Origin of the sequence: Slackia heliotrinireducens DSM 20476, assembly GCF_000023885.1 — a bacterium.
GTDB lineage: Bacteria > Actinomycetota > Coriobacteriia > Coriobacteriales > Eggerthellaceae > Slackia > Slackia heliotrinireducens.
Genome location: NC_013165.1, coordinates 2,371,128 through 2,383,103 on the forward strand (window position 1 = coordinate 2,371,128; position 11,976 = coordinate 2,383,103).

9 protein-coding genes are annotated in these 11,976 nt (G+C 60.0%); 1 reads left to right on the forward strand and 8 read right to left on the reverse strand.

Annotated features, from left to right (window positions below; all coding sequences use genetic code 11):
* Positions 1 to 3,501, reverse strand: coding sequence for a DNA polymerase III subunit alpha (gene dnaE / locus SHEL_RS10475; RefSeq protein WP_012799247.1), 3,501 nt, complete (start codon positions 3,499 to 3,501; stop codon positions 1 to 3).
* Positions 3,502 to 4,103: 602 nt separating this feature from the next.
* Between dnaE and SHEL_RS15140 the strand changes: the two genes are divergently transcribed.
* Positions 4,104 to 6,101, forward strand: coding sequence for an SEC-C metal-binding domain-containing protein (locus tag SHEL_RS15140; RefSeq protein ID WP_012799248.1), 1,998 nt, complete (start codon positions 4,104 to 4,106; stop codon positions 6,099 to 6,101).
* A 133-nt stretch (positions 6,102 to 6,234) separates the two neighbouring features.
* On the opposite strand, the gene atpC is transcribed toward SHEL_RS15140, so the two are convergent.
* Genes atpC through atpE form a run of 7 tightly spaced genes read right to left on the reverse strand, consistent with a single transcriptional unit; the run spans position 6,235 to position 11,897 of the window.
* The gene (gene atpC / locus SHEL_RS10485) at positions 6,235 to 6,498 is read right to left on the reverse strand and encodes an ATP synthase F1 subunit epsilon (RefSeq protein WP_012799249.1); all 264 of its coding nucleotides are present in this window, start codon (positions 6,496 to 6,498) and stop codon (positions 6,235 to 6,237) included.
* Positions 6,499 to 6,500: 2 nt separating this feature from the next.
* Positions 6,501 to 7,958: a F0F1 ATP synthase subunit beta gene (atpD, locus tag SHEL_RS10490; protein WP_012799250.1), complete on the reverse strand. Its 1,458-nt coding sequence runs from the start codon at positions 7,956 to 7,958 to the stop codon at positions 6,501 to 6,503.
* Complete coding sequence (atpG, locus tag SHEL_RS10495) at positions 7,959 to 8,870, reverse strand: ATP synthase F1 subunit gamma (RefSeq protein ID WP_012799251.1); 912 nt, start codon at positions 8,868 to 8,870, stop codon at positions 7,959 to 7,961.
* 13 nt (positions 8,871 to 8,883) lie between these two features.
* On the reverse strand, positions 8,884 to 10,452 hold the full coding sequence (atpA, locus tag SHEL_RS10500) for a F0F1 ATP synthase subunit alpha (protein WP_174259106.1): 1,569 nt from the start codon (positions 10,450 to 10,452) through the stop codon (positions 8,884 to 8,886).
* Positions 10,446 to 11,021, reverse strand: a complete 576-nt coding sequence (gene atpH / locus SHEL_RS10505; protein ID WP_012799253.1) for an ATP synthase F1 subunit delta — start codon at positions 11,019 to 11,021, stop codon at positions 10,446 to 10,448. The genes atpA and atpH overlap by 7 nt, the downstream gene beginning before the upstream one ends.
* Positions 11,011 to 11,622 (reverse strand): F0F1 ATP synthase subunit B, encoded by a 612-nt coding sequence (gene atpF / locus SHEL_RS10510; RefSeq protein WP_012799254.1) that lies wholly within the window; start codon positions 11,620 to 11,622, stop codon positions 11,011 to 11,013. The genes atpH and atpF overlap by 11 nt, the downstream gene beginning before the upstream one ends.
* 56 nt (positions 11,623 to 11,678) lie before the next feature.
* Positions 11,679 to 11,897, reverse strand: a complete 219-nt coding sequence (atpE, locus tag SHEL_RS10515) for an ATP synthase F0 subunit C (protein ID WP_012799255.1) — start codon at positions 11,895 to 11,897, stop codon at positions 11,679 to 11,681.
* Positions 11,898 to 11,976 lie beyond the last annotated feature (79 nt).

Consider the following 11,976-nt stretch of genomic DNA (forward strand, 5'->3'; position numbering starts at 1 on the left):
TTAAGCGGTCTGCCACACGGGTCTGCCGAATACCGACATGATCTCCGAATACATCAGGTTGTTGGCGGCGTCCACCGTCACCGGCAGCTCGGCCCGGAACTTGCGGCCGTCGGACTGCTGCACCAGCAGCACCACGGGGTCGCGGCCCGGATAGTTCGCCAGCACGTTGTTGAGCTGGGCCGACGTCATGGAGTTCAAGTCGGAGGATTGCAGCATGATCTGCAGGCTGGACGGACCTTGCTTCATGGAGTCCACATCCAGGCGCTCAACCTCGAAGGCCATCAGCTGGTCGCCTCGCTCGGAGTGCTCGAACTTGCCCTTCACCTTGACGATGGCGTCCTCTTCGATGGCGTCCTTGAACTCGTCGTATTTGAAGCACACGCAGTCCACGAACCCCGTCGTGTCCTCCATGACGAAGGTGGCCATCTTCTTGCCCTTCTTCGTCATCTTGATCTGGACGGTGCTGATAAGGCCGCAGAACACGCCGTTCTTGATGTCGCCCTTGTGGTCGGCCAAATCGCCCAGTTGGAACTTGGAGATGGACCGCAGCGACCGTTCGTACTGGCTCAAGGGGTGGTCGGAAACGTAGATCTTCAAAATGGACTTCTCGAAGGCAAGCAGGGTGCGCTTGTCCCACTCAACACCGTCGGGAGCGGGGATGTCCTCCTCAAAGCCGCTGTCCTCCATGTCGCCGAACAGGTCGAACATGCTGACCTGACCGTTCTCGCGGTCGCGCTGGCGCTTCGCCACATCTTCCAAAAGCGACGTCTCGTCGATGAAGTACATGAGCTGCTTGCGGGTGTAGCCCGTGGAGTCGAAAGCGCCTGCCTTGACGAGAGCCTCCAACGTTTTGCGGTTGTAGCATTTGCCGTCGACGCGGTTCACGAAGTCGTGCAGACTGGTGAAGGGACCTCCCTCGTCGCGCTCGGCGATGATGGACTCGGCCACAGCGGCGCCGACGCCTCGCACGCCTGCCAGACCGAAGCGGATGCCTTCCTCCAGCGGCGTGAACTCCAGGTTGGAGGAGTTGATGTCAGGCGGCAGAACGGGGATGCCGTTGCGGGTGCAGCTGGAAATGTACTTGATCAGCTTGTCCGCAGAGCCCATGTAGCTGGACAGCACGGCGGCCATGTATTCATATGGATAATGGGCCTTCATGTATGCGGTGCGGCACACCAGCACGGCGTATGCCGCCGAGTGCGACTTGTTGAAGGCGTACTTTGCGAATTCCTCCGCGTCATGCCAGATGCGCTCGGCGATTTCCAGCGAGAAGCCGTTCTCGACGGCGCCGTTGCACCAGTCGTCCTTCAGCTGCATCATGACTTCGATGCGCTTCTTGCCCATCGCCTTGCGCAGCTTGTCTGCCTTGCCGGCGGAAAAACCGCTCATAGCCATGGAGATCTGCATGATCTGCTCTTGGTAGACGATGGTGCCGTAGGTTTCCTCCAGCAGAGGCTTCAGGCGGTCGTCGTAATAGCTGACGGGTTTGCGGCCCATGCGGCGGTCGACGTACAGGTCGACGAAGCCGTTCTCCAACGGGCCCGGGCGGTTGAGCGCGATGGATGCCACGATGTCCGAGAACGTACGGGGCTTCATGCGGGCGAACAGGCTCACATACAGGGCGGATTCCACCTGGAACAAGCCGTCCATGGAGTACGGGGTCTCCAAACGCATGAGTTTGTAGGCACCTTCGTCGTCGATGGGAATCTCGTCGGGAACGATGGTGATGCCGAAGCGGTCCTTCACGTTGCGGCAGGCTCGGGACAGCACGCCCAACGTGCGCAGACCCAGGAAGTCCATTTTCAGAAGACCCAGTTCAGGCGTGTAATGGCCGTCGTACTGGGTAATCATGCCGCCGCCCTTGGTGTCGCGTTTGACGGGCACGTGGTCGACCAGAGGGTCGCGGCAGATGATGGTAGCGCAGGCATGAACGCCTTCGCCGCGGATATTTCCTTCGATGGACATGGCCGAATCGAGGATCTCCCTTGATTCAGGCTCCTCCTTGTAGATCTTGGCCAGATCGGGGTTGTTCTCGATGGCGTCCTTCAGCTTGATGCCGAGCTCGTCGCCGATGACCTTGCACAGCCGGTCGCCCGTGTTGTACGGGTGGCCCAACACGCGTGCGGCGTCGCGGACGGCGTTTTTCGCCTGCAGCTTGCCGAAAGTGATGACGCCTGCGATGTGGTCGGCTCCGTAGAACTCACGCACGTGGTCGATGACCTCCTGGCGACGTTCATCCTCGAAGTCGACGTCGATATCGGGCATCTCCACGCGCTCGGGGCTCAAGAATCGTTCGAACAGCAGACCGTTGGACAAAGGCTCCAGGTCGGTGATGCCCATGGCGTAGGTGCAGATGGCGCCTGCTGCCGAGCCGCGGCCCGGGCCTACGCCGATGCCGTGCTCCTTGGCCCAGCGGATGTATTCCTGCACGATAAGGAAGTACGCCGGGAAGCCCTGCTGCACGATGACGCTTGCCTCGTATTCGTAGCGTTCCAGGACCGACACGTCATGCATACCGTCGGAGATCTTGATCTCGCGCCAATCGGGGCCGTAGCGACGCTCCAGGCCCTTCTCGCACTCCTCGCGGAACAGCTGCTCTTCGGTGTATCCGGGAGGCAAGGGGAAGCGCGGCAAAACGGAGTCGCGCTCCAGCTCCACGAAGCACTTCTCAGCCACTTCGATGGTGTTGTCGCAGGCTTCGGGGAAGTCCTTGAGGGCTTCGCGCATCTCCTCTTCTGTCTTCATATAGAACTCGTCGTTGCTGAAACGCATGCGGTTCTCATCGTCGCGCAGCGAACCGGTGCCGATGCACAGCATGATGTCCTGCGCCGCCGCATCTTCGCGGGTCAGGTAATGGAAGTCGTTGGTGGCGATGGTCTTGAGCCCCAGCTCCTGGGCTATTTGCGTCAGCTGGGTGTTGATTTCCTTCTGGGTCAGGCCGCCGCGGGACGTCAGGCCCTGGTCCTGCAGCTCAACGTAGAAGTCGCCCGGGGCGAATATATCCGCGAAGCGCTTGGTCCACGCCAGGGCGTCCGCGTAGTTGCGGTCGTCCAGACGGCGCTGCACGATGCCCGACATGCAGGCCGTGGTGCCGATGATGCCCTCGGAATACTTCTCCAGCACGTCGATGGTGGTGCGGGGCTTGTAGAAGAAGTTGTCCATGTGCGATTCGGAAACGATGTGCAGCAGGTTGTGGTAGCCCACGTTGTTTTTAGCCAGCAGGATGAGGTGGTACAGGGGCGACTTCTTCCTAGTGCCGATTTCACGGTCCTCGGTGAAGTACACTTCGCAGCCGTAGATGGGCTTGACGTAGACGCCCGTCTCCTTCTTGACGGCTTCGACGGCGTCGCAGAGCTCGGGGACGCCGCACATGACGCCATGGTCGGTGATGGCGACGGCAGGCATGCCCAAATCGGCGGCGCGACGCACCATTGCTTTGATCTTGGTGGCGCCGTCCAACATGGAGTACTCGGTATGGTTATGCAAATGTACGAATGCCATGAACCAGCTCTTCCCTCGTATGCATTTGTTTGAAGCTCGCTCGCAATCGGCCTTAAGCGCCGATGCCGTTTCGTCAATGGGTGTGTTTGAATCGTGTTTGACCCTTCCGATAATAGCAGGATTGCAGGGCGGAACACACGAACAGACTGTGGAGTTTCGCAAACATTTGTGCGGAGATTGCAACGCTGCCCTTGAATCGCCTGTTGACGACGAATGAAAAAGATTTTGGAAAAAAGAAGCGGCCGGAGACACGTCATAACAACGGTTCCGACCGCCCTGTCATGCTGTGTTTCGAGTGCGTTTGACTCCATCTATAATAGCAGCACCGAGCAGTTCTGCACCTATGCATCCTGTGGAGATTTACCACCACATATTCGCCATGAGACGGACATGACACCTAGGGGTTGTGGTTGCCGCTGCTGAAAAACTGCCCTTCGAACTGCGCTTACGCGTCTTGGCCAGACGCCCGCGACCGCCTGGCTAGGCGGCGATTTCCCTCTGCAGAACGTTTGAAACCGGCCGCTTTCTGCCGTGCGGCGAACACCGCCCGAGAAATATCGTATTATAGTCTACCCAACGAATTGACCTCGGATGGAGCCCGCATGTTTTTCAACGAGCACTTGAGCAACAAGTTCTTCGACATCTTCGACACGCTGATGGATTACGCCAACGTGGCCATGAACATGTACCCGGATCTGAACGACCCCACCGGGCAGTACATCGACACGCAGCGCCAGTCGGAAGTGGCAGACCAGCTCTGGGACAACATCGGGGTCATGGACCAGTTCATAAACACGAACCCCGCCGGCTTCAACCGCGAGGAGCTCGACATCGTCCGCTCTTGGAAATCGGTGCTGAGCGGCAACCTGTTCGTGGTCACCCAGCCGGGCCGACCGGCCGTGTTCCTTTACGAGGACCGGGTATTCGAGGTGTACGGCATCACCGAGGAGGTGAGCTCCATCACCAGCGGCGCCACCCACATTGCGGCACGCGGCGCCCTGCTGCCCTTCGAAGGCAAGGTGACCTACGGAGCCGCCCTGCTGGAAATGCCCCTGGAGCTTCCTGTCGAAATCAAGGCGCACCTGAACAGGACCATCGAACAGGCCTACCGCGAGAACACGGTGATCCGCACGGCACAGCAGTTCCTGGCGGCCGCCCCCGGCATCGTGGAGGCCCGCATCTCCCGCGAGGCCGAGGCCATGCTTGCCGACCTCGAGTTCGAGATGAACCCCGAATCCCAGGTGCCCGGCACCCACAGAGGCGCGCTGGCCGGGCTTGAAGGCGACGCACGTCGCACCGCCCTGCTGAAGAACTACGGCACGAGCAACGACAAACGCATTGCCGAAGCCGTCAGGACCAACACGTTTCCTGGCCCCGTGCAGACCGACCTGTTCAAAATCGTCATGATGGCGACCAAATACGACCTGGAAGATTACTGCCGCGCATTCGGCATAATGGGCTATTCGAAGAAGCGCAAGTCCGAAATCGCCGACATGGTCATCGAGGAGTTTCTACATCCGGAGCACGGCATCCTGTACAGCATTGTGGAGGAACTCTCCTACGACACAGCCTCCGTCGTGCGCGACATCTGCGCGGCTGGCGGAAGTTTCCGCACGTCCATCACCGACTCGTTTATGAACTCCGGCAAATTCATAATGCCCATCCCCTTCCTGTCCGTGCTGTTCCACGACCGCGACGACATCGTGTGCGTCATACCGGACGAGGTCCGCGAGCGGCTCAACCAGCTGGACTGGGATGCCATCCTGGCCGACAAGCTCATCAGGAAACGCCTCTTCGAGGTCTGCGAGCTGTGCGTCGAGCTGCGCGGCATCGCCACCATCGAATCGGTCTGGGAGGAATACCGCCGTTTGTATCCCACCGGCTACGACGAGGCGGCCTTCCGCGAGACGGTCATGAACCATGCGGGCATGGAAGCTTACCTCTTCGACGTCTGGAATACCGGCGACACCATCTACCTGGTGCATTTCGACCTGGACGAGAGCCGCTCCAGCAGCTCGCGGTACATGTCGAACCCGTTTACGGGAATGGCGCCCACCCTTGCGATCCGCGCCCTGAACGAAACGCCCAGGCCCTTGAGCCAGTACCTCACCGAGCTTCTCGAGGTGCAGAAGGACCTTGCCCCTCGCCCGATTCCCGAGGCCATGCTCTCCGACGACCCCGACTTCTCCTATACGAATTGGGCCTGCGCGCAGCCGGGTGCGGCCACCTTCCTGCGTTTTCTGGACGAGCACGTTCCCCAGGACGCTGACGACTACACCTTCGCCGACAGCGTCATGTCCGAGATGATCTACATGTCCCACGGTGGCTACGGCATGGACCAGGTGCTGCAGTTCCTGGCGGGTCGCGGCTTCGTCATGCCCCCGCAGCACACCAACCGCCTGCTGGAAATGTTGGGCAACATGTTCAACGGCCTTCCGAGTTGGGAAAACAACGGCTGGTCCCCCAACGACCTGCTCGAGCAGCAGATGGGTCACAAGGTGTTCTTCAACGAGGACGGCTCCATCATGCGGGTCGGCGTCAACGACCCCTGCCCCTGCGGTTCAGGCAAGCGGTTCGGCGACTGCCACGGACGCCGCTAGCCCGACGCGCACACCAACAAGCCAAGGCCCGGAACGCACACATCGTTTTGGGCCTTTAATTTTCCCGCCTCAAATATGAAAAAGGGCGGCCCCGTAAGGGAACCGCCCTTTTCAAAGCAAGGATGCGAGAAGGTTACTTCGCTTCTGCCTTGTCGGCAAGGATGATGACCTTCGTGCCCGTTACCTGAACATATCCGCCTTCGATGGCAAACTCGGTATCGGGGCCGCCTTCATCCTTCTTGACACGCACCACGCCGTTCGTCAGCGCGGAGACCAGCGGCACATGGCCGTACAGGAAGCCCATTTCGCCTTCCGTACCGGGGACCACAACAGAGTACACTTCCTCAGAGAAGAACTGTGCTTGAGGGGTCGTGATATCGCAGGCAAGCTTCGGCATGTTTAGGCCTCGTCCTTCTTCATCGATTCGTACTCAGCGTAGACGTCTTCGATGGAACCCTTCAGGCGGAAGCACTGCTCGGGGATCTCGTCGCACTCGCCGTCGAGAATGGCGGCGAAGGAGCGGACGGTGTCTTCCATCTTGACGTACTTGCCAGGCAGGCCGGTGAACTGCTCTGCAACGTGGAAGCACTGGCCGAAGAACTGCTGCGCCTTACGGGCACGGGCAACGGTCAGCTTCTGCTCTTCAGAGAGTTCGTCCATGCCCAGAATGGCGATGATGTCCTGCAGGTCCTTGTAGTTCTGCAGCAGCTCCTGGATGCCGGTGGCCACGCGGTAGTGCTCTTCGCCGACGATTGCGGGCTCAAGAGCGCGGGAGGTGGACTCCAGCGGGTCGACTGCAGGGTAAATACCGAGCTCGGCGATGGAACGGGAAAGAACCGTCTTAGCGTCGAGGTGGGTAAAGGTCGTTGCAGGAGCAGGGTCGGTCAAGTCGTCAGCGGGGACGTAGACCGCCTGCACCGAGGTAATGGAACCGGCGCTGGTGGACGTAATGCGCTCCTGCAGGTCGCCCATCTCGGTAGCGAGCGTGGGCTGGTAACCTACTGCGGAAGGCATACGGCCGAGCAGTGCGGACACCTCGGAACCGGCCTGGGTGAAACGGAAGATGTTGTCGACGAACAACAGAACGTCCTGACCCTGGTCACGGAAGTACTCGGCCTCCGTCAGGCCAGCCAGACCGACGCGCAGACGCGCTCCGGGAGGCTCGTTCATCTGACCATAGACTAGGCAGGTCTTGTTGATAACGCCGGACTCGCTCATCTCCAGGTACAGGTCGGTACCCTCACGGGTACGCTCACCTACGCCGGTGAACACGGACGTGCCGCCGTGCTCCTGGGCCAGGTTGTTGATGAGTTCCTGGATGATAACGGTCTTGCCAACGCCTGCGCCGCCGAACAGGCCGGTCTTACCGCCGCGGATGAACGGCTCGATAAGGTCGATGGCCTTGATGCCGGTCTCGAAGATCTCGGTCTTCGTGGACAGGGTATCGTACTCGGGAGCGGGACGATGGATGGGCATGTAGCCAGCGACCTCGGGCATCGGCTTCTCATCGACGGGCTCGCCGATGACGTTCCAGATGCGGCCCAGGGTCTGCGGGCCTACGGGCATCATGATGGGATGACCCGTGTCTTGGACCTCGACGCCACGCACGAGGCCGTCAGTAGAGCTCATGGCGACGGAACGCACCAGGTTGCCCGGAAGCATGGTTTCGACTTCCAGAACAATGTGCATTTCGCCGGCAGGAGTCACAGTGTCAACTGTCAGCGCGTTGTAGATCGCCGGCAGCTGATCGGAGGGAAACTCGACGTCAACGACAGGGCCGACGATACGCACAACGCGTCCTTTGCCACCCTTGCTGGCTTCGAGCTCCTCTTTAGTGAGCATTTTCACGTCAGCCATTTATTCCTCCAAAGCTGCTGCGCCACCAACGATTTCAGAAATCTCAGTGGTGATGGCACCTTGACGTATACGGTTATACAACCTGGACAGCGTTTCCACCATTTCGGTCGCGTTCTCGGTCGCCGAATGCATTGCAGTACGGCGAGCGGCCTGTTCCCCTGCTGCAGAGTCGATCAACGCATGGTAGATCGAAGCACGCAGGTAGGCGGGCAGTAGGCTCGCCAACACGTCAGCGGGTTCAGGTTCGAACTCGATGCCCGCAGGAACGTCGGACTCGGTAGCGGCGACATCGGCCTTGGCGGCCTTGGCGCGCGCCTCTTTGGCGGCAGTAGTATCGACGGGCAGGATGGTCTCCGTCACAAGGGTCTGCTCAGCAGCGTTCTTGCAATGGTTGTAGACCAGCACCACTTCGTCGATGCTGCCCTCAGTGTACGCCTTGATGGCGTACTCGGCGATTTCGTTCGCCTCTTCAAGCGTAGGGTCGGCAGAAAGGTCCTTGTACTCAAGAACTGGGGTTATCTTGCGGAAGCGGAAGAAACCGCCAGCCTTTTTGCCGCAAGCGACGACATCCGTCTCAATACCCTGCGCGCTGTTCGCGCGAATCGCCTTCTCGACGCAGTGCAGAATGTTCGAGTTGAAGCCGCCTGCCAGACCGCGGTCGGAAACCACGGCCACCATCAGGACGCGCTTGGTGCTCTCATGCTTCGACAGCAGCGGGTTCTCACCCGGCTGGACGCGCTCCGCGACGCCCGAAAGCATCTCGGACATGGAGTTGGAGTAGGGCTCGGATGCAGCGATGCGATCATTCGCATGCTTCACCTTCGCGCCTGCGACCATTTCCATGGTGCGCGTAATCTGCTTCGTCGAGGAAACCGACTTTATGCGCTTGTCAATATCGTGCAGGTTAGGCATGTCTTCTGCCTTCCTACGATGCTGCGAACTGCTTCTTGAAAGCCTCGAGGGCCTCCTTCAAAGCTTCTTCGCTCTCAGGCGTGAACTTCTTGTCGGTGTGGATCTTCTCCAACAGGTCAGCCTTGCTGGCACGCAGGTAGTCCAGGAACTCGCCGCGGAAGCGGACGACGTCCTTGACGGCCACGTCATCGAGATAGCCCTTGGTGCCGGCGTAGATGGCGCAAGCCTCTTCTTCGAACTGCAGCGGCATGTAACGGCCCTGTTTCAGAAGCTCGGTCATGCGGGCGCCGCGGTTCAGCTGGTCCTGCGTGGACTTGTCAAGGTCGGAGCCGAACTGCGTGAATGCCTGGAGTTCGCGGTAAGAGGCGAGGTCCAGACGCAGGGTGCCGGAAACCGACTTGACAGCCTTGGTCTGAGCGGAGCCGCCGACGCGGGACACGGAAAGGCCGACGTTGATGGCGGGACGCTGACCCTGGAAGTACAGGTCCGTGGACAGGAAGATCTGACCGTCCGTAATGGAAATGACGTTGGTCGGAATGTAGGCGGAGACGTCGCCGGCCTGGGTCTCGATGATCGGCAGAGCCGTCATGGAACCGCGACCGTACTCGTCGGACATCTTGACCGCGCGCTCCAGAAGGCGGCTGTGCAGGTAGAAGATGTCGCCAGGATAAGCCTCGCGTCCCGGCGGGCGACGCAGGGTCAGAGACATCTGACGGTAAGCGACAGCCTGCTTGGACAGGTCATCATAGATGATCAGCACGTGACGGCCTTCGTTCTCGGGGCCGGCGGGCTCGCCGTTCTCGCCCGTGTAGACGAAGTACTCGCCCATTGCAGCGCCGGCCATAGGGGCGATGTACTGCAGAGGTGCGGAGTCGGAAGCGGTAGCGGACACGATGATGGTGTATTCCATCGCGCCGTACTTCTCCAGGGTCTCCATCACGCCGGCGACCGTGGAGGCCTTCTGGCCCACGGCGACGTAGATGCAGATCATGTCCTTGCCACGCTGGTTAATGATGGCGTCGATCGCAATAGCGGTCTTGCCGGTCTGGCGGTCGCCGATGATGAGCTCACGCTGGCCGCGGCCAATCGGAACCATCGAGTCGACAGCGAGCACGCCGGTGTCCATGGGCTCATGCACAGGCTTACGGCTAATGACGCCGGGAGCCTTGAACTCGACGGGGCGGTAGCCTTCGGGCGTGATGGGGCCCTTGCCGTCGATCGGCATGCCAAGGGGGTTCACGACGCGGCCGAGCATTCCCTTGCCGGAGGGAACCTCCATGATCTTGCCGGTGGTGCGAACCTGGTCGTTTTCTCGAATTGCGGTGACATCGCCCATGAGCACGGCGCCGACTTCGTCTTCCTCCAGGTTCTGGGCGAGGCCGTAGACGACCTTGCCATCAGCACCGAGGAATTCCAAAAGCTCGCCAGCCATGGCGCCCTTCAATCCATCGACGCGGGCAATACCGTCGCCTACCTGGACGACCGTACCGACCTCACGCGCATCGACGCTCGTTTCGAGCGATTCAAGCTGCTTGCGCAATGCCTCATCGATAGACTTAGCGGTGATTTCAGTCACTAGCATTCACCTCCATCGTTTGATTCCGTAAGCACGGTGCGGGCGTTCGCCAGTTTGGAAGCGACGCTCGCGTCGATGCGTTTTCCTTGGGTAGTGATGATGATGCCGCCCAGGATGGACGGATCGATATGCTCGCGCAGCACAATGTTCCTGCCAAGATCGTTCTTCAGCTTGTCGGAGATGAAGGCGCGCAGCTCGTCGTCCAAGTCAACCACGGTGGTGACGCCGACGACGGCGACGTTGAGCTTCTCTTCGACAAGGTCGGAGAACATATGCCAGACACGAGGAAGCAGTTTGACCTCTTCGCGCTCGGCCATGACCTTGAGCACACTGATGAGCAGAGGATCGACCCCGGCGAAAACGGCTTCCGCCATGCTGCCGCGCTGCTCCGCCGTGTAGTTGGGAGCATCCAGCGCATCGCGAAGGTCCGCATTGCCGTGAAACAGCGAAACGATCTGTTCCAGCTGATCACGAACCTCCAGGACGCGGTCCTGGCCATCCTCGTTTGCGGCTTCAAAAAGGGTGTTCGCGTAGGTCGCGACCCTTCCTTGTACGAGCAGTCGATTAGTTGGCATTGAAGCTACCTACCTCTTCGACATAGCGCTTGATGATAGCGCGGTGCTCGTCATCCGAAAGGTCGGTGCCGATGACCTTGGACGCGACCTCGACGGAGATGTCCGCCACGGAACCCTGGAGATCCGCAATGGCAGCCTTCTTCTCCGCCTCGATGGCGGCGCGGGCCTTTTCAATCATGCCGTCGGCTTCAACCTGTGCCTTAGCCGTAATGTCGGCCTTGACGTCTTCGCCGGCCTTCTTCGCATTCGCGACGATCTGAGAAGCCTCGGCCTTTGCTTCGGCAAGCTGCTGCTTGTACTCAGCAAGGATGCGCTCGCTTTCCATGCGAGCTTCCTCGGCGTTCTTGAGGTCGTTGCGGATGGTGGACTCACGCTTCTCAAGCATGCCGTCGAAGATGGGCCAACCGAATTTCGCAAGGATGATCCACAGGATGATGAAGGCGACGAGCATCGGGATGAATTCATTCATCTTGGGAAGAATGGCGCCGATGCCACCCTCCTCAGCAGCGAATGCATACACCGGGCAGGTGGCGACAACCGTAGCCGCGGAAACAGCAGCGGTGCCGATGAGCCCCTGAACCTTGTTCGTGTACGTGTTCAACTCGCTAGCCTCCTGTTCTTTCTCGTGGTTAACGTTCAGTGTTCGGATACTGTCTGTTAGCCGATGAAGAACAGAACCAGGCCCAGCAGTGCCAGAGCCTCGGACATAGCAGCACCGATGAAGAAGTAGCCCATGAGCTGACCCTTCATTTCAGGCTGGCGGGCGGCGGCGGTGCACAGGCCGTGGGTGGCGATGCCGATGCCGATGCCAGGGCCGATCGCGGCAAGACCGTAGCCGACGACCTTCAGTGCGGCAAGGGTGATGATAGTTTCCACTGTATCCTCCTTTGACGGGCCCCTCTGCCTTCTAAGGGGCCATTTTCCTATTTATGTGAGCCGATAGCGGCACAACACC